This window comes from Rhizobium sp. BK312 (assembly GCF_014193605.1).
In the GTDB taxonomy this organism is placed as follows: Bacteria; Pseudomonadota; Alphaproteobacteria; order Rhizobiales; family Rhizobiaceae; genus Rhizobium.
This window is the reverse complement of sequence record NZ_JACHZP010000005.1, coordinates 433626-454460: the sequence shown is the minus strand read 5'-3', so window position 1 is coordinate 454460 and position 20835 is coordinate 433626. Positions and strand designations below refer to the sequence as shown.

23 protein-coding genes, 1 tRNA gene and 1 riboswitch are annotated in these 20835 nt (G+C 60.6%); of the genes, 11 read left to right on the top strand and 13 right to left on the bottom strand.

What is annotated here, in order from left to right; translation table 11 throughout:
• The first annotated feature begins 352 nt into the window (after window positions 1–352).
• The gene (locus FHT85_RS17135) at window positions 353–544 is read left to right on the top strand and encodes a DUF2735 domain-containing protein (protein WP_112336579.1); all 192 of its coding nucleotides are present in this window, start codon (window positions 353–355) and stop codon (window positions 542–544) included.
• A gap of 9 nt (window positions 545–553) precedes the next feature.
• Here FHT85_RS17135 and FHT85_RS17130 read toward each other — a convergent pair whose 3' ends face one another.
• Both FHT85_RS17130 and FHT85_RS17125 read right to left on the bottom strand, forming a co-directional pair.
• Window positions 554–1189: a YitT family protein gene (locus tag FHT85_RS17130; RefSeq protein WP_112409874.1), complete on the bottom strand. Its 636-nt coding sequence runs from the start codon at window positions 1187–1189 to the stop codon at window positions 554–556.
• 107 nt (window positions 1190–1296) lie between these two features.
• Window positions 1297–2241: a methyltransferase gene (locus FHT85_RS17125; RefSeq protein ID WP_112336581.1), complete on the bottom strand. Its 945-nt coding sequence runs from the start codon at window positions 2239–2241 to the stop codon at window positions 1297–1299.
• Window positions 2242–2408: 167 nt separating this feature from the next.
• Here FHT85_RS17125 and FHT85_RS17120 point away from each other — a divergent pair, with 167 nt between their 5' ends.
• From FHT85_RS17120 to FHT85_RS17110, 3 genes are read left to right on the top strand one after another with little or no spacing between them, the layout of a single operon-like run.
• Window positions 2409–2675, top strand: a complete 267-nt coding sequence (locus tag FHT85_RS17120) for a DUF6460 domain-containing protein (protein WP_112336582.1) — start codon at window positions 2409–2411, stop codon at window positions 2673–2675.
• 1 nt (window position 2676) lies between these two features.
• Complete coding sequence (locus tag FHT85_RS17115; RefSeq protein WP_112336583.1) at window positions 2677–3180, top strand: CAP domain-containing protein; 504 nt, start codon at window positions 2677–2679, stop codon at window positions 3178–3180.
• A 16-nt stretch (window positions 3181–3196) separates the two neighbouring features.
• On the top strand, window positions 3197–4546 hold the full coding sequence (locus FHT85_RS17110; protein WP_112336584.1) for an MATE family efflux transporter: 1350 nt from the start codon (window positions 3197–3199) through the stop codon (window positions 4544–4546).
• On the opposite strand, the gene FHT85_RS17105 is transcribed toward FHT85_RS17110, so the two are convergent.
• Both FHT85_RS17105 and FHT85_RS17100 read right to left on the bottom strand, forming a co-directional pair.
• The gene (locus FHT85_RS17105) at window positions 4522–5610 is read right to left on the bottom strand and encodes a quinone-dependent dihydroorotate dehydrogenase (protein ID WP_112336585.1); all 1089 of its coding nucleotides are present in this window, start codon (window positions 5608–5610) and stop codon (window positions 4522–4524) included. The two genes, FHT85_RS17110 and FHT85_RS17105, sit on opposite strands and share 25 nt — an antisense overlap.
• A complete protein-coding gene (locus tag FHT85_RS17100) occupies window positions 5607–5963 on the bottom strand; it encodes a DUF952 domain-containing protein (protein ID WP_112336586.1) in 357 nt (118 codons plus the stop codon). The genes FHT85_RS17105 and FHT85_RS17100 overlap by 4 nt, the downstream gene beginning before the upstream one ends.
• A gap of 105 nt (window positions 5964–6068) precedes the next feature.
• Here FHT85_RS17100 and FHT85_RS17095 point away from each other — a divergent pair, with 105 nt between their 5' ends.
• From FHT85_RS17095 to FHT85_RS17080, 4 genes are all read left to right on the top strand, one after another.
• Window positions 6069–6497, top strand: a complete 429-nt coding sequence (locus FHT85_RS17095) for a hypothetical protein (protein ID WP_112336836.1) — start codon at window positions 6069–6071, stop codon at window positions 6495–6497.
• 139 nt (window positions 6498–6636) lie between these two features.
• Window positions 6637–7302 carry a S24 family peptidase gene (locus FHT85_RS17090; protein WP_112336587.1) on the top strand — a complete coding sequence of 222 codons (666 nt, stop codon included), beginning with the start codon at window positions 6637–6639 and terminating at the stop codon, window positions 7300–7302.
• Between the two features lie 15 nt (window positions 7303–7317).
• Complete coding sequence (locus tag FHT85_RS17085) at window positions 7318–8526, top strand: thermonuclease family protein (RefSeq protein ID WP_112409873.1); 1209 nt, start codon at window positions 7318–7320, stop codon at window positions 8524–8526.
• Between the two features lie 78 nt (window positions 8527–8604).
• Window positions 8605–9018 (top strand): tellurite resistance TerB family protein, encoded by a 414-nt coding sequence (locus tag FHT85_RS17080; RefSeq protein WP_015338732.1) that lies wholly within the window; start codon window positions 8605–8607, stop codon window positions 9016–9018.
• Window positions 9019–9072: 54 nt separating this feature from the next.
• On the opposite strand, the gene FHT85_RS17075 is transcribed toward FHT85_RS17080, so the two are convergent.
• The 3 genes from FHT85_RS17075 to FHT85_RS17065 form a co-directional block, all read right to left on the bottom strand.
• Window positions 9073–9948: a transporter substrate-binding domain-containing protein gene (locus tag FHT85_RS17075; protein WP_112398376.1), complete on the bottom strand. Its 876-nt coding sequence runs from the start codon at window positions 9946–9948 to the stop codon at window positions 9073–9075.
• 135 nt (window positions 9949–10083) lie between these two features.
• Window positions 10084–10659 carry an acyltransferase gene (locus tag FHT85_RS17070; RefSeq protein ID WP_112409872.1) on the bottom strand — a complete coding sequence of 192 codons (576 nt, stop codon included), beginning with the start codon at window positions 10657–10659 and terminating at the stop codon, window positions 10084–10086.
• 118 nt (window positions 10660–10777) lie between these two features.
• Window positions 10778–12004, bottom strand: coding sequence for an MFS transporter (locus tag FHT85_RS17065; protein ID WP_112409871.1), 1227 nt, complete (start codon window positions 12002–12004; stop codon window positions 10778–10780).
• 101 nt (window positions 12005–12105) lie between these two features.
• Here FHT85_RS17065 and FHT85_RS17060 point away from each other — a divergent pair, with 101 nt between their 5' ends.
• Complete coding sequence (locus FHT85_RS17060; protein ID WP_112409870.1) at window positions 12106–13014, top strand: LysR family transcriptional regulator; 909 nt, start codon at window positions 12106–12108, stop codon at window positions 13012–13014.
• A 6-nt stretch (window positions 13015–13020) separates the two neighbouring features.
• On the opposite strand, the gene FHT85_RS17055 is transcribed toward FHT85_RS17060, so the two are convergent.
• Together FHT85_RS17055 and FHT85_RS17050 are read right to left on the bottom strand one after the other, a co-directional pair.
• A tRNA-Gly gene (locus FHT85_RS17055) sits at window positions 13021–13094 on the bottom strand.
• Window positions 13095–13152: 58 nt separating this feature from the next.
• Window positions 13153–14247, bottom strand: coding sequence for a 2'-deoxycytidine 5'-triphosphate deaminase (locus tag FHT85_RS17050; RefSeq protein WP_162709562.1), 1095 nt, complete (start codon window positions 14245–14247; stop codon window positions 13153–13155).
• 72 nt (window positions 14248–14319) lie between these two features.
• Window positions 14320–14398, top strand: a riboswitch (SAM riboswitch).
• A 43-nt stretch (window positions 14399–14441) separates the two neighbouring features.
• On the opposite strand from FHT85_RS17050, the gene FHT85_RS17045 reads away from it, so the two are divergent.
• Window positions 14442–15629, top strand: coding sequence for an O-succinylhomoserine sulfhydrylase (locus FHT85_RS17045; protein WP_112409818.1), 1188 nt, complete (start codon window positions 14442–14444; stop codon window positions 15627–15629).
• A 64-nt stretch (window positions 15630–15693) separates the two neighbouring features.
• Here the strand turns inward: FHT85_RS17045 and FHT85_RS17040 are convergent, their stop codons facing one another.
• On the bottom strand, window positions 15694–16407 hold the full coding sequence (locus FHT85_RS17040; RefSeq protein WP_112409817.1) for a DNA helicase: 714 nt from the start codon (window positions 16405–16407) through the stop codon (window positions 15694–15696).
• Between the two features lie 612 nt (window positions 16408–17019).
• Between FHT85_RS17040 and apaG the strand changes: the two genes are divergently transcribed.
• A complete protein-coding gene (gene apaG / locus FHT85_RS17035) occupies window positions 17020–17412 on the top strand; it encodes a Co2+/Mg2+ efflux protein ApaG (protein WP_015338724.1) in 393 nt (130 codons plus the stop codon).
• A 6-nt stretch (window positions 17413–17418) separates the two neighbouring features.
• Here apaG and FHT85_RS17030 read toward each other — a convergent pair whose 3' ends face one another.
• From FHT85_RS17030 to FHT85_RS17020, 3 genes are all read right to left on the bottom strand, one after another.
• The gene (locus tag FHT85_RS17030) at window positions 17419–18408 is read right to left on the bottom strand and encodes an Hsp33 family molecular chaperone (RefSeq protein ID WP_112336595.1); all 990 of its coding nucleotides are present in this window, start codon (window positions 18406–18408) and stop codon (window positions 17419–17421) included.
• Window positions 18409–18456: 48 nt separating this feature from the next.
• Window positions 18457–19374, bottom strand: coding sequence for an ornithine carbamoyltransferase (gene argF, locus FHT85_RS17025; RefSeq protein ID WP_069611241.1), 918 nt, complete (start codon window positions 19372–19374; stop codon window positions 18457–18459).
• A 73-nt stretch (window positions 19375–19447) separates the two neighbouring features.
• A complete protein-coding gene (locus tag FHT85_RS17020) occupies window positions 19448–20647 on the bottom strand; it encodes an aspartate aminotransferase family protein (protein WP_112409816.1) in 1200 nt (399 codons plus the stop codon).
• Window positions 20648–20835: the final 188 nt, after the last annotated feature.

Genomic DNA, 20835 nt, shown 5'->3' with positions numbered 1-20835 from the left:
AGATGCATGTGCCGTGCCAGATCGCATCGACATCTTACCCATCAGGCGAGATTTTTATGAATCAGTCGCGTTCGGGCAAGATTTCCCGGTGCCAAGCATCAGATTCTTTTCAAATCGCCGCCATGGTTCCAATCGAGCTGCCAAAGTGTCGCAGGCCCGACCGGCCCTAAAATGGATTGGAAAATCGGCAGATCAAAGAAGCGGCATCCGCTGCACTATCATCGAATTGCCTATAATTTCATCATTTAGCATTTTTTTTAAGCGGAATGGTGATATTTGCCTTGGGCTTTGCTATATATGAGTTGTCTCTTGAAGCGCGCCCGCTTGAACACCAAAAAGGGAGAGACAGCGAATGGCAATCGGTACTCGGTACGAAACCGCAAAGATCTATCAGTTTCCCGTCACGGCCCGCCCCACGGCGCTCAGCCAGCGTCCGAAGGTGAACCTCACCCCGGATATCGGCCCGTCTATTGCGACGGCCGCATTCGACAGCTGGTATCACGAAGCCGCGATCGTCGAATCCGACGAGACCCGCAAGCAATAGATATAAGCTTTACAGCGCTATATAGCGGTCTGAGCGATGATTGATCGCAACGAAAAGGTTGAGGACAATTGCGCCGATGACGGAGCAGATGACCACTGGCGGCGTGGTCACGGCAAAAGCGACCGCGAGCACGCATAGGTCGATTGCAAGCTGCACCAGCCCTGCCCTGATGCCGAAACGCTCCTGCAGATAAATCCCCAGAATGCCGACGCCGCCGAGGCTTGCCCGATGGCGATAGAGTGCGAGCAGCCCGAAGCCGAGCAGAATGCCGCCGAGGAGCGCCGACCAAAGTGCATTGATATGTGCGACATTGAACAGCACCGGCTGCAGGTTGGTCAGCAGTGAGGTCAGCGCGATGGCGATGAAGGTCTTGATGGTGAAGGCCGCGCCGAGCTGTTTCAGCGATAGATAGAAGAACGGCAGATTGACCACAAAGAAAGCCAAGCCGAAATTCACGCCGATTGCGTAATGCAGCAGGAAAGCGATGCCGGCAGTACTACCGGTCAAAAGGCCGGCGCTCGAAAGGCAGAATAGCCCCAGCGACGAAATCAGGCTGCCGGAGACGATACCCTGAACATCCTCAATCCACGAATGCCGGGTCGCGGACGTCTTCCAGACACCAAATGCGCTCTTTGCGTTTGCCATGTGCTTTCCCCTGGGTTTCCAGGCTTTTTGCTGGAAGCTCAGGCGACAATCAAGCAAAAATACGTAAGCAATACTGACCTATTTTAAATTCGCAAGATTCGAAATCATCAAGCCGATTTCCGGGTAATGAACAGAATGCCGTGGACCGGTTTTCCGCCATCCATGCGAATGATGCTGCGGGTGAGATCCAGTACCGTAAAGCCGTGACCGGCCAATATCTCCCGAACATAGGCTTCGGAGTGCGCAAATCGGAGGGAATCGCGCAGCACATAACCATCCGGTTGCTGCGCGTCCTCGACTGAAAAGGCGAAGATCGCTCCATCGACCGAAAGCTTGCGGACGATCGCCATCACACCTTGCAGATCGCCGAGATACATCAGCACGTCGGCCGCAGTGACCAGATCCGCCCGGCTGGCGGCAGGCTCGGCATCGAAAACGCCTGACAGATCCGGCTCCAGCGAGAGGTCGGCCTGGCCGAGATGATCGTAGACGTGCTTTTCCGCCGCCTTGGCGAGCATGCCCTTTGACAGGTCGTAGCCCTCCAGCCGATCGACGCGAGCACGGATTTCCGGCCCGAGCAGGCCCGTGCCACAGCCGAGATCGACCGCGAGACGGAAATGTTTGGTGGCACCGGCCGTTTCGGCGATCAGGGCCGCAAGCTTGCCGGGCACGCTATAGCCGAGCTTCTCGACAAGCGAGCTTTCGAAGCGGTCGGCATAGTCATCGAACAGCCGCTCGACATAGAGGCTCGGCGGCCGGTCCGGCACTTCGGCACCGCCAAGCACCGCAAGCTTCAGGCGGGCGCCGAAGACATCCCCCGCATCGAGCGTCAGCACCTCGTTCAACGCTGCGATCGCGCCTGATACATCGCCGGCCTTTTCGCGATAGGTTGCGAGCGTGAACCAGCCCGCCGCCCAGCGCGGCGCCAGCTCCAACGCCTGCTCCATCAGCTCGGCAGCACTCGCGGGTTCGCCGCTCTCGGCAAGCATCTTCGCATAGTCGGCGCGGCGGTCGGCAATGACATCGCCGGAGGAAAGCTGGCTCGGCAGCATGGGTTTCATCCTGTTTGACGCTTGCCTTTGAATGCGGCCATAAAAAAACTCAAGTCCTATTTCAGGCAGACGCTGGTTTACGGTGTAAGCTGGGGCAAAAGTGCTTGCGAGTCGCAAGCGCCGGCCCTATCTCAACACCGACCGACTGCCATTATGGAGACGTCAGCATGTCCGATCAGGTGAACAGATTCCTTGGCGACTCGCCAGGTAGAACGCTGGTGAAGCTCGTCATCGTGTCGCTCATCGTCGGCGCCGTGATGAAGTTCTTCGGCTGGCGACCTCTCGATTTCCTCTATGGCGTCCGCCGCTTCCTGCTCGATCTCTGGCACAGCGGCTTTGCCGCGCTCGGCGAGTTCGGCGATTATGTGCTGCTCGGCGCATCCATCGTCATTCCGATCTTCATCATACTTCGTTTGTTCAATTACCGCAGCTGACATGACCTCCCAGACCCTGACCTTCACGCGCCGCGATGCGTTGCGCCTCGCCGCTCTTGCGCTTACCGCATCCGTTGCGAGCTGCGCCACGCCGCCCGCCCGCGTTTCCAATATCCCCGCGAGCGACCAGACCGCCTCCGCCCTGCCGCTCGTCAATGCACTGCGCGCCAAGAATGGCCTGCCACCGCTGAAGGTCGACGCGGCCGCCAGTGCCGCCGCAGTCTATCAGGCCAGGCGGATGGCGGATGCTGGTAAGATGGAGCATCTGATCGGTCTCGGCGACGATTTCGGCAAGCGGGTCAAGACAAGCGGCGTCAAGCTGCCGGCGGCAGAAAACATTGCCGAGGGCCAGCGCGACGTGAGCGCGGCGGTGACGGCCTGGATCAATTCGCCGAAGCATTTGCACAACATGCTCGGCAAATATGATGGGCTTGGCGTCGCTCTGGCCTACAACCCCTCTTCCGGCGACAGGCCCTATTGGTCCATGGTGCTGTCCTCGAACTGAGGAGGCGTAACGCAGCATGGATATTCAGCAGAGGAGCGTAAGGGTCCTACCCTTCGACGTGACGCATCGGCTGGTGCTGTCGATCGCGATTCCCATGACGCTCGGCTTCATGACCACGCCACTGCTCGGCCTTGTCGATACCGCCGTCGTCGGGCACATGGGCCAGCCGGACGCCCTGGCGGGGCTTGCGATCGGCGCCGTGCTCTTCGACCTTCTCTTTGCAAGCTTCAACTTCCTGCGTGCCTCGACGACGGGCCTGACAGCTCAGGCCTATGGCCGCCATGATCGACGCGAACAGCAAGCCGTCTTCTGGCGGGCACTGATATCGGCGCTCGGCTGCGGTATCCTGATCGTCATTCTTTCGCCGCTGCTGCTCTGGATCGGTATCAAGCTGATGGGGCCGGAAGGCGGCATTGCCGATGCGACGCGCACCTATTTCTCTATCCGTATGCTCTCCGGCCCGGCGGCGCTTGCCAATTACGCGCTGCTCGGCTTCGTGCTCGGCCGCGGCCAAGGCCGCATCGGGCTCTTGCTGCAGACCGTTATCAACGGCGTCAACATCGTGCTCGCCATCCTGCTCGGGCTCCATCTTGCCTGGGGTGTGGCCGGCGTTGCCTGGGGTACCCTGATCGGCGAGGCGAGCGGCATGTTGCTCGGGCTCTTGATCGTGCTGCGCAGCTTTGCCGGCGAGGAGCTGCCGCCGCGCACAGAATTGTTCTCGCGCGCCAAGCTCACGCAGCTCTTCGCGCTCAATCGCGATATCCTGATCCGCACCTTCGTTCTGATCGGCGCCTTCACGCTAATGACGCGCATCGGCAACAGTTTTGGTGCGGTCATGCTCGCCGCCAACGCCGTATTGATGAACTTCTTTTTGTTATCCGGCTACTATCTCGACGGGCTCGCCAATGCCGCCGAGCAGATCACCGGCCGCTCGATCGGCGCCAACTACCGGCCCGCCTTCGAGCGCGGCTTGAAGCTGACCGCACTCTGGTCCTTCGGGCTGGCGCTTGCCGCCGCAATTTTCTTCTTCACGGTCGGGCCGGCGCTGATCCGCCTACTGACAACATCCGAAGAGGTGCGCCTCGCTGCGGAGACCTATCTGCCCTGGGCGGCGATCACGGGCCTGACCGGCGCGCTCGCCTTCCTGATGGATGGCGTCTTCATCGGCGCCACATGGTCACGCGAGATGCGCAACAAGATGCTGCTTTCCTTCGGCGGCTATTTGCTCGCGCTTGGGGTCTTCGTACCGACGCTCGGCAATCACGGCCTATGGATGGCCATGAATGCCTTCCTGCTGTTTCGTGGCATCTTCCTGGCCATGGGCCTGAAGAAGCGGGCGGATCAGACGTTCCGGTTCGCCCAGTAATCCAGCTTGGCGTCGCGCAGGTCGCGGATCGAGCCGGCACGCTCGCGGTCAAGCAGCTTCGACAGGCCAGTGACGATCTGTCCCGGCAGGCCGGGGCCTTCGTAAACCATGCAGGAATAGAGCTGCACCAGATCGGCTCCGGCCTTGATCTTCTCCAGCGCCGTCTCTGCCGATGATACGCCACCGACGCCGATAATCGGCAATGCGGCACCCACGCGGCGGCGCATTTTGGCGAGCACCACGGTCGATTTTTCAAAGACCGGCTTGCCGGAAAGGCCGCCTGCCTCCTTGGCCTGGCGCTGATCCTTTAACCCATCGCGCGATAGCGTGGTGTTGGAGACGATCAGACCGTCAAGCACGTGAGACAAAGCTTCGGCGGCGATATCGTCCATGCCTTCCTCGGTCAGATCCGGAGCGATCTTGAGAAAGACGGGAATGCGCTTGCCGGCCTTTGCCGCTTCCTCGTCGCGGGCGGCAAGCACGGCCGACAGCAGGGCCGACAGGCTTTCGCGCGCCTGCAGATCGCGCAGGCCCGGCGTATTCGGCGAGGAGATATTAGCGGTGAAATAGCGCGCCACGGAGTAGAAGCGGCGGATGCCGGCGACATAATCGGCAATACGATCGGCGCTGTCCTTGTTGGCGCCGATGTTGACACCAATGATGCCATTGCCGCGAATAGTTTTGAGGCGCTGGAAAGCCGCTTCATGGCCCTCATTGTTGAAGCCGAGGCGGTTGATGACGCCTTCGTCTTCAATCAGGCGGAAGATACGCGGACGTGGGTTGCCCGACTGCGCCTTCGGCGTGACAGTGCCGATCTCGGTAAAACCGAAGCCGAGTTTCAGCAATGCCTCCGGCACCTCGGCATTCTTGTCGTAGCCGGCGGCCATGCCGATGGGATTGGCAAAATCGAGCCCGGCCACGGTCTGGCGCAGGCGAGGATCGGCGTTGATACGGCAGGTCGGAACCAGCCCTGATTTCAACGCCGCTATCGACATGCCGTGGGCGGTTTCCGGATCGAACAGGAACAGGCCGCGCCGGCCGAGATCGCGAAAGGCGCCGATCATTCCGACATCTCCGGAAAGACGTGAGCGCCATCATCGCCGATCGGCAGCGGCTTTTCCCAGAGCACGGCCGAAAGCGGCAGTGGCGCATAGAGATGCGGGAAGAGATCGCCGCCGCGCGAGGGTTCGAAAACCAGCTTCTCGCCAAGTGCATCGCCATCGATCGCGACGAGCAGCAGCCCGGTCTGACCTGCGAAATAGAGCTCGGCGGTTTTCTTTGCCTGCTTCGCGGTGGAGAGATGAATGTAGCCGTCGGTCAGATCGATCGCCGCGCCATGAAAAACGCCGGTTTGTCTGGCTTGCTGCCAGAGCGTGTCCGGCACGATCTTGTAAACCACTGGCATGGCGATCATCATCCCTCTGTAAAGCTGTGCTGATAGGGCTTTGCACGAAAACATCAGCCGATGTCCACGGTTTCCGTGATGGATTTGGGGTTTAACGCAGAAAATCCGGAGGATGACATGACGAAGGAACTGAAAATCGGCCTTGCGGCCATGCTTCTGCCCGCTGCTTTTCTTCTCTCCACACCGACTTTGTCGGCCGAACCGGATGCGGAACGCTTCCAGCTGGAGCGCAGCGGCGATCACTTCATCCGGCTCGACAAGCAGACCGGCGCGATGTCGATCTGCCAGGATCAGGGCGGCAATCTCGTCTGCCGCATGGCCGCCGACGAGCGCACAGCCTATGACGATGAGCTGGACCGGCTTTCCGACCGCGTAACGAAGCTGGAAAAAAACGTTGCCGCAAACAAGGGCTCAAGCCTGCCCGACGATGCCGAGATCGACCGCACGCTCGGCATCATGCAGAAATTCATGCGCGGCTTCATGGGCATGGCGAAGGAATTCCAGAACGAGCAGCCGGATGTCAAGCCGCAGCCACAGAAGACCTGACGCCGAAAAAGGCGCCGCCGCGAAAGCACGGGGATAAAGGACCCTATTCCTATGCCGGTCTTTACTCGCCAAAATGCCTCGGTTAACGTTTTCTAAAGAGCACAGCGCCGGGGAGCCGGCGCGCGGATACCGAGCGGCGATGCTGTCACACGAACAGATATGGGGTGCGATCGACCGGCTTGCGGAGCGGCATGCCTTGACCCCTTCCGGGCTTGCCCGCCGCGCCGGGCTTGACGCTACCTCCTTCAACAAATCGAAGCGGCTGAGCCAGGACGGACGTCTCCGCTGGCCATCGACGGAATCGATCGCCAAGATCCTCGATGCGACCGGAGCAAGCCTGGAACAATTCCTGAGCTTTATCCGCCCGGCCGAGCCACTGACCACAACAGTCGTGAACGGAATCCTGCCCTCCGGCACCTCCATCCCGCTGATCGGCTTCGCCCAGGCGGGGGCTGGCGGCTTCTTCGATGATGGCGGCTTTCCCGCCGGCCAGGGCTGGGACATGGTGGAGTTTCCGGTTGCCGCGGCACAGAGGGCCGGCGTCTATGCGCTGGAGGTGCAGGGCGAAAGCATGTTGCCGCTTTATCGCGACGGGGATATTCTGATCGTCGAGCCGGGAGCCCAGATCAGAAGGAACGACCGCGTCGTCGTGAAGACCCGAGAGGGCGAAGTCATGGCCAAGGTCCTGTTGCGGCAGAGCGCCAAGTCGATCGAGCTTTTGTCGCTCAATCCGGAACACCCCAACCGCAGCTTCGATCTTGCGGATGTGGAATGGATTGCCCGGATCATATGGGCCAGCCAATAGGAAAGTTTTCTCGTTATGCGTCGTGATATTTGGCTCGCAGGTGTGGCAGGCGCGGTCGTGGGTTCTTGGTTGACCCTGGTCGCGGTACAGTTCGCGGGACATGGCTTCGATTTGCACGGCCGTGGCAACTCGACTGCAGACAACAAACCAGCTGCGACGACGCAGAGCGACACCGCCAAGGCCGAAATCACGCTACCAAAGGCTATCGAGACACCCAAGCCTGCCGAAGCGACGAAGGATAAGGCAACAGTCCTGGCGACGGCGTCCCCTTCGACAAGCAGCTCCGACAGCAGCCCCGAGCTATCCGCCACCGTCATGGCGGCGGCTGCCGCGGCGAGTGCCGGCGACGATACGAAGGTCGAGGAAAACAAGACGGCGGCGGCGGAGCCAGTGAAGCAACAGGACACCAAGGTTCCAACTGATCCCGCGCGCTCCAACGACATGTCGACGAAGCCAGAGGAAGCACAAGCATCGCCGCCCGCAGCAGATACCGTCAACGGCAAGGGCGCTGCCGCCCCTGCATCGCAGCCAAATGAGGCCAAGCCGGACAAGACGGCTGTTACTTCATCGGACACAGCATCTTCCGGTGAAGCCAAGGCCGATCCTGCTCCGGACAACCGGATACCAGCCGATCAGATCGACAGGCAAACGGCGGCGGCCGAACATCGAACCCTATCGCCGGTATCGCCGCAGCAGCAGGCTCAGCCCATGCCTCAGTCTGAACCTCAGCCTCAATCCGAAGAGGCAGCGATTGATCCTGCATCCAAGCCGCAGGAGCAGACGACGACGATCGAACTCGTCCGTCCCTTCTCTGATCAGGCTGGTATATTGACTATCGGCGGTAGAAGCGTGCAGCTCACCGGTATCATTCCGACCGATGTCGACCGGATGTGTACCGGCCCGAGCGGAAAGGACTGGCCCTGCGGCCAGGCAGCACGCACGGCATTCCGCATGTATCTGCGCGGACGCTCCATCGATTGCGACGTGCCCGATGCCAATTGGAAAGGCACGGCCAAGGGCGCCTGCCGCTATGTCCGGGTCGATCTCAGCGCCTGGCTGGTCCGCTTCGGCTGGGCCGATCCGGAACCGGGTTCGCCGCTCACGGCTCTCGTCGATGAAGCCAAGGAAAAGAAGCGCGGCATCTACGGCGACGACCCACGCAAGAGCGGAAAATCGACGCTTGCACCGCCTCCGGTCAAGGAAGACCCGCTCAATCCCATCTGACGCCTTGCTTCCGCCACCAGCTTTTGCCATGAGATGCGCGACTTTTCAGTCTGCCAAATTCAAAGGACTTCGCCTGTCATGAACAAGCCGCTTTCTGCTCACGAGGCCCTGATCTACGTTATGGTACTGGCCTCGGCCGTCGACCGCACGATGAACGACCGGGAACTCAGCCGCATCGGAGAGCTCATTCACGCCCTGCCGGTCTTCAAGGGGTTCGACGACGAGAAGCTGATTTCCGTGTCCCGCGATTGCGCCAAGCTGCTTTCGAACAATGAGGGATTGGACATCGTGCTCGAAACCGTGCGCGATACGCTTCCTGCACGTCTGTACGACACGGCCTATGCGCTCGCTGTCGAAGTCGCTTCGGCCGACCTGTCGGTCAAGGCCGAGGAATTGCGCCTGCTCAGCCTGCTCCGCGACCGCCTGGGCCTCGACAAGCTGACCTGTGCGGCCATCGAGCGCAGCGCCATCGCCCGCTATCGCAAGGCCTGAGGCATTACGCATTCCGGACGGAAAACCGCTGCGCGGTTTCCTGAAACTGCTGAATCAGTAAAGCCCGTAAGGAAAATAGCGCAGATAGATTTCCTGGAGCCTGCCATCCCGCGACAGGGTGGCAAGCGCATGATTGATCGCCGCCGTCAGATCGGCATCCTGCTGGCGCAGCATAATGGTCATGCCTTCGCCGAGAAATTGCTGCGACAGGTAGGGGCCGTCAAACAGAGCGCAGCATTTTTCCGCCGCCGGCGACGATACCCAGAAGGAAAGCTGCAGGCCATCGGCAAATGCCGCATCGACCTTGCCGTCCTTAACGGCGGCCAGAAGCCCGTCCTTGTCATCGAAGGGCACGGGCTTGATTGCCGGGAAGAAGGCCGCCAGCATCGCGGCGTGCACCGTTCCCTTGACGACGCCGACCGGATGTCCCGAGAGCGAGGCGGCGGTCGTGCCGCTGATCGATGCCTTGAGATTGCGCACAAAACGGGCCGGCAACATCAGGAAAGGCCGTGAAAAGGCGAAAGTCTTGCGCAGCTCGGGCGTAACCGCCACGCCGGCGATGATGGCATCGCCTTGCGAAGCGGCAAGTGCGGCCTGCAATTCGCCGAAGGGCAAGGCCTGAATCTGGCATTTGTCCGATATTGCCAGCTCATCGCAGATCTTGCGCGCCAGCTCAACATGGAAGCCGGTGAGCTTGCCGTTCTGATCGAGGAAGTTGAAGGGCGGAAAGTCGATCGATGTCAGGAAGCGCAGCCTGACCAGTGAGGACAGATCCGGCTTCGGCAGGCGCTCACGCGCATCGAACAGGATCGGCAGGCTCTGCGGCTTCGTCTCCTGAGCGGCAAGCGGCACAGTGCAGAATAGAGCGATCAAGGCCGCAAGTGTCACGTGCTGGGCGACTGACATGATCGACGAAAGGCAAACACGCATGGTCTGGATACGGCCTCCGGTCGTGGATGCACATTCTGATTCACGAATCCGATGTAGCAGAGACAGGCCGCAGGGGGAATATCGCGCGATTAATGATGACCGAAGTGGCGCCGGGATGGGTGGCGTTGGAGCCTTTTACTTTTTCGGCAGAACGAGCCGTTCAATCTTTCCCGATTGGCTGCCTTCCGCCTCTCCGCGCCGTTTCAACAGCCTTGCAGGAGCGCCGACATAGATGCCGTAAGGCTTGGTCCGGCCCTTGACGACGGCGTTGGCGCCGATAACGCATCCCTTGGCGATATGGGAGCCACCGAGGATCTTGGCGCCCGCCCCTATCCAGACATCATCCTCAATGACGATCGGCTTCTTCGTCACGCCCTGAAGGCGGATCGGCTGCGAGATGTCATCGAAATTGTGATCGAAGGAGACGATCATTGCATGGGCGGCGATGCGCACATCATTGCCGATTACAATCCCGCCGCGGCCGAGCAGAATGCTGTAGTCGTTGAAGGAGACATGGTCGCCGATTTCGATGCTGCCTTCTTGCGCATCGATGATGACGCCCTTGCGGAAATGCACTCTTTCCCCGATGCCGACATCGCCTCGCTTCCAGATGATTTTGGTACCGAGGGGTACTTTGGTGCTGCGGGCAATCTTCAGCGCACCGCTTCGAAAGAGCGCTCTCAACCTGTAAAACCATGCAATGCCACGCATTTCGACGCTCCTGACAAGGAGCGCCCGTTCTTACACGCTTGTCTGACGCCCGCCTGAATGCGCTACAGATGGCGATGCGGCAGTGCATTCGCAAGTGCGGTCGCGTTGCCTGCGCTGTTCAGATGCGCGCGGCAAGGCCTGTGATCAAAGCAATCACGCCGAAGCCCGCGGCCCCTGCACAGACGGCAACCCAGCCGCCGAAATCCCAGGCGGTTCCGGCAAGAGCCGATCCCAGCGCGCCGCCGAGAAAGAATATGCCGACGAAGAGACCGTTGATGCGGCCGCGGGCTTCCGGCTTCAGGAGATTGACGGCACGACGACCCAGGGTCTGATCGCCCGTGACGCCGACATCGAGCAAGACCGCGCTGACGCCCAGAAGGATCAATAGCGCCACAGAGTCGCCAGACCGTATTCCACCCACCCAGGCAGCCAGCGCCATGGCGGCAAGTACGATCAGATGCGACGCCAATGTCGCCGTCCGCGTCCAGCCCCTGTCGCCCATGCGGCCGAAGACGGAAGTCGCGGCAGCCCCGCCGGCGCCCACGAGGGCAAACAGCGCGACGCCCGATTGGCCAAGCGAGAATGGCGGCTGTGCCAGACGCAGGGCAACGGATGTCCAGAACAGGCTGAAGCTCGCCATCATCAAGGCTGCCGTGAAGGCACGCAGCCGCAGCACCGGCTCCTCCCTCAAAAGCTCGAAAAGCGAACCGATCAAGGCCCCGTAACTCGCGTTGATCAGAGGGCGTCGCTCCGGCAGGCGTAAGGCAAGCACAGCGGCGAGCAGCGCAAGCGTTGCGGCACTCAAGGCATAGAAGCTTCTCCAGCCCCAGAAATCGGCAATCAGACTTGCCAGCGGTCGCGAGACAAGAATGCCGACCATGACGCCACTCATGACATTGCCGATAACCTGGCCACGATGTTCAGGCGGCGCCATCGCTGCCGCGATCGGCACGAGAATCTGGATGGCGGAACAAGCTGCTCCCAGCAGGAAGAGGAAGATCAGCAGGCTCCAGCCCGTCGGTGCGAAGGCGGCGGCAATAGCCATGACCAGAGCCGAGAGAAGCATGCGCAGCACCAGCTGCCGGTTTTCCATGAGATCTGCCAGCGGCACCAGAAAGAACAGGCCGGCGGCATAGCCGAGCAGCGAGGCCATGGCCACCAGGCCGGCACCGCTTTCGGAAAAGCCGAGCGACGGGCCGATGATGCCGACCAGCGTCTGAGGCGCAAAGAGATTGAGAATGATAACGCCGGTGGCGATGGCGAACAACAAGGTCGAAGGAGCAGCAGCCGTTGTGGAAACCTCTTCCTCCGGCTCGCTCGTCATGTGTTCGGGGACTTGCGACATGAGCTCTCCAATAATCCTTGATAATAAAGATAGCCATGTGTATCGCTTTGTCGCATAATGCGGCAATTGAAATGAACTAATAATGATTATGCGAGTTCAGCATGAACATTCATGATCTGGAAGCCTTCGTCGCTGTGGTGGAGACGGGTTCGATTGTTGCCGCCTCGGCGCGCATCAATCTGACCCAGCCGGGCATCACCCGACGCATACAGAACCTGGAAGACAGTCTCGGCATCGCCTTGCTTGACCGGCAGTCAAAGCCCCTGCGGCCGACCGCGGCAGGCCGCGAGGCCTACGAGCATGGGCGCCGGGTGCTGCGCTCGCTCGACGATCTCAAGGCCGGCGTTTCGCCCGGCGGCACGATCGGCGGCGAATTCCGTCTCGGGATCATGCCCTATCTCTCCGAAGCGGCTTTATCCGCTCCGCTTGATGAATTGCGCAGTCAGTTTCCGCAATTGACGCTGCGCATCGTCACTGGCTGGTCGCCGCAACTGATCGAGCAAGTCGCTCACAGCCAGCTCGATGCGGCAACCGTCTGCCTGCCGGAGGGGTTGCAGCCGCCGGATAATGTCGTCGGCGAGATGCTCGGAGTTCATGCCGTCATTCTCGTCGCAGCACCGTCGCTTGGCGTCCCCAAGCAACCGAGGCTTGAAGATCTTTCCCGTTTTCCCTGGATCATGAACCAGAGCGGCTGCGGCTTCCGCGCCTTCATTCAGCATCGCTTCGAAGCCGAGCGCCTGCCCTTCGACGTCGGGGTGGAGGCCATGAGTGCCGATCTGCGCATGTCGCTGGTTGCGCGCGGGCTCGGCATCGGCGTCTTGACGCCGGCGGCATTGGCGCACAGCCGCTGGCGCGATTTGGTCGAAATCGTCGAAGCACCGGATTTCAGCCCGAAAGTCGTCAACTGGCTGGTGCATCGTCCGCCAGCCGGGCGGCTGGCGCGACCGATCGCAATCTTTGGAGATACGCTAAAGAAAGCGCTGAAATCGAAGAGACCGCTTCTGGCGTGAAGATTATGGAGCGGGTGAAGGGAATCGAACCCTCGTATTCAGCTTGGGAAGCTGCTGCTCTACCATTGAGCTACACCCGCCTGACACCCTGAGATGTCCAACAGTTGGCGGCCTCTGTCAAGGCCGCCAAGGTGTCGATCACAGCCGGAAATGCTTCGAAAGCTTCAGGCCCTGTGCCTGATAGTTCGAGCCGAGGCCGGAGCCGTAGAGGCTGCTTGGCTGTTCCAGCATGTGTTCGTAGATCAGGCGGCCGACAATCTGGCCGTCCTCGAGGATGAACGGCACCTCGTGGCTACGCACTTCGAGCACGGCGCGGCTGCCACGGCCCCCGGCCGGTGCATGGCCGAAGCCCGGATCGAAGAAGCCAGCATAGTGGACGCGGAATTCGCCGACCAGCGGATCGAACGGCGTCATTTCGGCGGCGAAATGCGGGGGAACATGCACCGCCTCGCGCGAGACGAGGATGTAGAATTCATCGGGATCGAGGATCAGCTCGGTGCGGCCGCGGCTGTAGAGCGGCTCCCAGAAATCGAAGATATCGTGCTGGGCCTTCTTGTCGACATCGACGACAGCCGTGTGGTGCTTGCCGCGATAGCCGATCAGCCCCTCCTTGTCGCCGGCAAGATCGATCGACAGCGCAATGCCGCCGCCGGTGATGTTCGGCTTCTTGCTGGCGACCAGCGTCTCGGTTTCGTGCAGCGCCAGCAGTTCCGGCTCGGTGAGCAGGGCCTGGCCGACGCGGAAGCGGATCTGCGACAGGCGCGAGCCGCGACGTACGACGATCGGGAAGGTGCGCGGGCTGATTTCGAGATAGAGCGGCCCGGAATAACCGGCCGGGATCTTGTCGAACTCCTGCGCACGATCGGTGATGACGCGGGTGAAGATGTCGAGACGGCCGGTCGAGCTCTTCGGATTGGCCGATGCCGACATATCTTCGGGCAGGTCCAGGCGCTCCATCAACGGCACGATATAGACGCAGCCGGTTTCCAGCACCGCGCCTTCCGAGAGATCGACGACATGCAGCTTCAGCCGGTCGAGCTTGTCGGCGACCAGATGCGACGGGCCGGGCATGAAGCTGGCGCGAACGCGGAAAGCATGCGAGCCGAGCCTGAGGTCAAGGCTTGCCGGCTGGATCTGATCGACGTCCAGTTCTCTCTCGCTCGTCAGCCGCCCTGTTTCAAACAGCGCTGCAATGGCCCGGTCGGCCAGAATTCCAGTATTGCGAGCCATCATGCTTCTCTCATAATTTGCCGCAGACAAAACCAAACTCAGGGAATTGACGCAAGCCGTCAACGGCAGTATTGCAACTTATCCCGTGGTGATTTGGCCGGTCGGCTTGCAGCCACGTTAAACAAATGGCTAAAAAGACCGGGGTTGAACCGGTCTGCTTTTGCGACCGGTTTTTTTGTTTTGAAAGTGGTGATGGCATGAGCAAGACTTGGCGCCCCGCAACCCAGCTCGTTCACGGCGGAACACTCCGTTCGCAATTCGGCGAGACCTCCGAAGCAATCTATCTGACCCAGGGCTTCGTCTATGACACCTCGGAAGCGGCGGAAGCCCGCTTCAAGGGCGAAACGGATGGGTTCATCTACGCCCGCTACGGCAGCCCGACCAACGACATGTTCGAGAAGCGCATGTGCGCTCTGGAAGGCGCTGAAGACGCCCGCGCCACCGCTTCAGGCATGGCTGCTGTCTCGGCCGCCATCCTCTGCCAGCTGAAGGCCGGCGATCATATCGTTGCCGCCCGCGCGCTCTTCGGCTCCTGCCGCTGGGTGGTCGAGACGCTCGCGCCGAAATACGGCATCGAATGCACGCTGGTCGATGGCCGTTTCACCGAGAACTGGGAAAAGGCCATCCGCCCGAACACCAAGGTCTTCTTCCTGGAAAGCCCGACCAATCCGACGCTGGAAGTGGTCGATATCGCCGCTGTCGCCAACCTCGCCAACCAGATCGGCGCCAAGGTCGTGGTCGACAACGTCTTTGCAACGCCGCTCTTCCAGAAGCCGCTGGAACTCGGCGCTCATATCGTCGTCTATTCCGCCACCAAGCATATCGACGGCCAGGGCCGTTCGCTCGGCGGCGTCATCCTCTCCGACAAGCAGTGGATCGACGAGAACCTGCAGGACTATTTCCGCCATACCGGCCCGGCCATGTCGCCCTTTACCGCCTGGACGCTGCTGAAGGGCATCGAGACGCTGCCGCTGCGCGTTGCGCAGCAGACGGCAAATGCCTCCAAGGTTGCCGATTTCCTCGCCGAGCAGACGAACAAGGTCGCCCGCGTGATCTATCCCGGCCGAAAGGATCACCCGCAGGCCGATATCATCGCCAAGCAGATGAGCGGCGGCTCGACGCTGGTTGCCTTCGAGCTGAAGGGCGGCAAGGAAGCGGCCTTCAGGCTGCAGAACGCGTTGGAGATCGTGAAGATCTCCAACAATCTCGGCGACTCGAAGAGCCTGATCACGCATCCTGCCACGACAACGCACAAGAACCTCACCGACGAGGCCCGCGCCGAGCTCGGCATTTCGCCGGGCACCGTGCGCTTCTCCGCCGGCATCGAGGACAGCGCCGATCTGGTCGAGGATTTCGCTCGCGCGCTCGAGCAGGTTTCCGCCTGATATTCGTCGAGCCGCCCGGATTTTCTCCGGGCGGCTCGATTGCCTTTAGACAATTGGCAGCTCATCAGCTGGCGACCTTGAATTCGACCAGGCCGTTGTTCAGGAAGACCATCTTGTCGAACAGCTTGAGATCCAGCGGATTCGGCAGGCGAAGATCCGCAAGATCGGGCACGGGCTTCAACGCCGGATCGTAGGAGCGGTCGATCTGCGAGACAAAGACGACGATAACGCCTCTGGCGCGCGCAAACGTCTTCATTATCTGAACCTGGATCATTAATTCCGGATTCTCCCGCTTCTGATCCAGTAGTTGCAGATAATCGACCACGGCCAATGTACCGGGCGCCGCCGCAGTCAGCCTTTCGACGATATAGTCGGCGCTGATGGCATCCGAATTGTCGAATTCGAATAGATCGGCAAATTCCGCATGATCTGCACCGATCACCGGGAAACGCTCCAGAACGACCTTTTCCGTGTCCTCCAGCGTGAAGAAGACACCGCGATTGCCAGCCTTCATGGCTTCGACGGCGAGCCTCAGGCTCATCAGGGTCTTGCCGTGACCGCGCCGTGCGCCGATCAGCACCAGATCGCCCGGGCTTAAACGCGAATACAGCTCGCCGACGGGCACGGCCGAGTTCGTTTTGCTCGCAAGCAAACTCCAGCCTCCGAAACCCTCGACGGCCGCGACGCGATCCAGCGCGGCGTGCAAGGGGATGTTCTGCTGGCGGGACAGGAGCCTCGCCTTACGTTTCAAATGATAAACAGGGGCAGAAAGCCTCATATAAACCTCCTATTGCGAGCAATGACCGCAACCCCTCCTTATGCCAGGCGCTCAAACAGTCGGTTTGGATATCGACGGCCCTGCATGAAATATACTTTCCCGAATGGAGGGGGGAGGCATGGGCGATGCCAGAATCAGATGATAGCCGAAATCCTCCTGCATGGGAATCTCATGCAAGTCCTGCAAGAGGAACATATAAAAGGAATGAGGGTTATATGGCCCGGAGGTTTTGATGCCGGGCGATCAGGTTGACTACCAATCACAGAAGTCCACGGACAATCGTGGCAAGCGTTTCCTGAGTACGGAGGATACGCCTACCTCTACTCCGGCAGATAAGATCAAATCATGGCGACCTAGGATACTTGGAGACGACTTGGTTAACCTTCAACATGAACCGTAATAGCTGGAATCGAAACCGTCCCAACCGTTCACGCAAGATTTCATTACGTCGTTCCTTGACGGAAAGCATCGGTTATAGGATACCGCTAAATATCCTGCACTTTGCGGGAATGGTGGAAAGCGGATAATATGCCGCAAACTTGAAAATGCTGAAACGGCGATGCGGCTTCAACGAGCGCTCCGACGTTTCAGGGCAGTGGCAAGGTGTCAGGCATGTATCGCGCCCTAACACGCGACATCGAGGTGGTTGTAGAGCCGTTTTATCTGGAGGAGCAATCCGATCCGGATGATGACCGTTATGTCTGGGGATACCGCATCGTCATTTCCAACCATTCGAAGGAAGCCGTGAAGCTGGTAACGCGCTATTGGCACATCACCGACATGAACGGCATTGTGGATGAAGTGACAGGCCCCGGCGTGGTCGGGGAGCAGCCGCATCTGAAGCCCGGCGATACCTATGAATATTCCTCGGGCTGTCCACTGGATACACCGTCAGGCATGATGTTCGGTCATTACCAGATGGAAACGGACGGCGGGGAGCAATTCCATGTTAAGATCCCCGCCTTTTCACTGGATACGCCTAACCTGCTGCGTACGCTGAACTGAGCGACCTCAGGCCACCTCTATTTCCGACACTTCGAAGCGATAGGTCGTCGAGCAGAACTCGCAGGTGACGGCGATCTCGCCATTCTCCTGGCTGGCCTCGATCTCCTCGGCTGAGAAACCTTTCAAGACGCCCTTCAGCTTGTCGCGCGAGCACGAACAGCGGTCATAGACGGCCTTCGGTTCATAGACGCGGACGCCGCGCTCGTGGAAGAGGCGATAGAGAAGCCGCTCGGTGCCGACCTGCGGATCCGTCAGCTCATCTGCATCGATGGTTTCCACCAGGCTGCGCGCTTCCGCCCAAGCATCGTCCTCGGCATGATCGCGCCCGCCGGTATCGCCATCGCCGCCATGCAGGTCCGGCTGGCGCATGCGCTCGGGCGCTTCCGGCAAGAACTGCGCGATCAGGCCGCCGGCACGCCAGCGGTGACGCGGCTTGCCGTTCTCATCGCGATCGAAGAGCTCTGCAGCGCCCAGACGCACGCGCGTCGGGATCTGTTCCGACTGGCGGAAATAGGTGCCGGCGATCTCTTCGAGCGAGGCGCCATCAAGCGCGACGATGCCCTGATAAGGCTGACTGAAGCGGCCCTGATCGATGGTGAAGGCGAGCACGCCCTTGCCGAGCAGCTGCTCCGGCTCGGTTCTGCCTTCCGCAACTGCCTTTGCCAGCGCTTCTTCATTGAAACGCGCATAGGCCCGGACGTTTTCCGGCGTCGAGAAATCGGCGACCAGAAGGTCGACGGGACCGTCGCCCTTGGTCTGCACGGTGAACTTGCCTTCGAATTTCAGCGATGTACCGAGCAGCACGGTCAGGACGATGGCTTCGGCGAGCAGCCGCGCGACCGGCGTCGGATAATCGTGCCGGGCAAGGATCGCGTCCAGCAGCGGACCGAGCTGCACGGCACGGCCGCGCACGTCCAGACCTTCCACCTGGAAGGGAACGACGTGATCGTCACCGGCGAAATCAAACTGACCCAGCGAGGCTGCATTTTCGGCCATTGCTTTACTCCTACTGCGCCCGCGCCCTTAAAACGCGGCTTCATATCCTCAGATCGCGCCCAGGCACCAAGCAAGAATCGACTTTTGCGCATGAAGGCGGTTTTCCGCCTCATCGAAGACAACGGATTGCGGACCGTCGATCACCTCGTCCGTCACCTCTTCGCCGCGATGGGCTGGAAGGCAATGCATGAACAACGCGTCTTTGCCGGCCTGTGCCATCAAAGCCTTGTTGACCTGATAGGGCTGGAAGACGTTGTGACCGCGTGCCCGGTGCTCCTGATTCATGGAAACCCAGGTATCGGTTACCACGCAATCGGCGCCGGCGACCGCACGGTCTGCATCATGCGAGAGCATGATTTCGGCACCCTCATTGCGGGCCCAGTTCAGATAGTGATCCTTTGGCTCGGAACCAAGGGGTACCGCCATATTCATGCGGTAGCCGAAACGGGCGGCCCCTTCGATCAGCGAATGCAGCACGTTATTGCCGTCGCCCGTCCAGGCAAGCGTCTTGCCCTTGATCGGGCCGCGATGCTCTTCGAAGGTCATGATATCGGCCATGATCTGGCAGGGATGCGTGTCGTCGGTCAGCGCATTGATGACCGGAACGGTCGCATGCTCCGCCAGCTCCAGCAGGCGGGAATGATCGGTCGTGCGGATCATGATCGCATCGACATAGCGCGACAGCACCTTCGCCGTGTCGCCGATCGTCTCGGCGCGGCCAAGCTGCATTTCCGTGCCGGAGAGGAACAGCGTCTCGCCGCCGAGCTGCCGCATGCCGACGTCGAAGGAGACACGGGTTCGGGTGGACGGCTTCTCGAAGATCATCGCCAGCATCTTGCCGGCAAGCGGCTTGTCGGCCGTGCCGGCCTTCTGCGCGCTCTTTCGGACGATCGCGTCATCGATGATGTTGCGCAGATCGGCAGCCGGAACGGCAGAGAGATCGAGAAAGTGTTTCGGAGAAGCCATGTCCTTACCTGTGCTCCAGAAAAAACAATAACGCCCGCGTGGGGCAGGAACGCCCCATCTACGGGCGTTGAATTCAAGCCGACTTCTTGGTGCGGGCAGCGCGTGCACGCTCGGCGGCGCGCTCCAGGCGGGCGAGACCTTCGCGTGCTTCCTCGGCAGTGACGACCAGCGGCGGCAGCAGGCGGATGACGTTGTCGCCGGCCGGAACGCCGAGCAGATGCTCGGCACGGATCGCCTGCAGCAGCTCTCCCTGCGGAATGGCCGCCTTGATGCCGAGCATCAGGCCTTCACCGCGAACGTCCTCGATGATGTCAGGAAAACGATCCTTGAGCGAGGCGAGCCCCTGGCGGAAGACCAGCGAGACATCGCGCACATGCTGCAGGAAGCCTTCGGCAAGCACGATATCGAGAACCGCATTGCCGACTGCCATGGCAAGCGGATTGCCGCCATAGGTCGAGCCATGCGTGCCGGCCTTCATGCCGGAAGCGGCTTCCGCCGTCGCAAGGCACGCACCGAGCGGGAAACCGCCGCCGATACCCTTGGCGACCGCCATGATGTCAGGCTTGATACCGGACCATTCATGGGCAAAGAGCTTGCCGGTACGGCCGACGCCACACTGTACTTCGTCGAGGATCAAAAGCAGGCCGTGCTCATCGCAGATCTCCCGCAGCCCGCGCAGGAATTCGTTGGTTGCCGGGCGGATACCGCCCTCGCCCTGCACCGGCTCGATCAGGATCGCAGCCGTCGCATCCGTGATGGCGGCACGCACGGCGTCAAGATCGCCGAACTGCACCTGGTCGAAGCCCGGTGCCTTCGGGCCGAAGCCTTCGATATATTTTTCCTGGCCACCAGCGGCGATCGTTGCGATGGTGCGGCCGTGGAAGGCGCCTTCGAAGGTGATGATATGGAACTTCTCGGGATGCCCCTTGGCGAATTGATAGCGCCGCGCAGTCTTGATGGCGCACTCCAGCGCCTCCGCGCCCGAATTGGTGAAGAACACCTTGTCGGCGAAGGTCACTTCCGTCAGCCGCTTCGACAGCTTCTCCTGGCCGGGCACCTCATAGAGGTTGGACAGGTGCCAGACCTTGTCGGCCTGCGCCTTCAGCTCGGCGACAAGATGGGGATGAGCATGACCGAGCGAATTGACCGCGACGCCGGCTGCGAAATCGAGGTAGCGTTCGCCATTCTCAGTGACCAGCCAGACGCCCTCGCCTCGCTCGAACCGCAGCGGAGCGCGCAAGTAGGTGTCGTAAAGCGGCGTGGTCTCGGCCATGGCCATATCTCCTGATCACAACTTTAAGGACCGATCGCTTCCATTTGATGAAACGGGTCCGAAAAAATCAAAAATGCCGCCTTGCGGCGGCTCGGGCACTATTGATGTTTTGCACCGCGATGTCAACAAAACTGCCGTTTTAGCAGGTGCGAGAAAAGGCTTGCCGGCAAAAGAGATGCGTCGGGCGG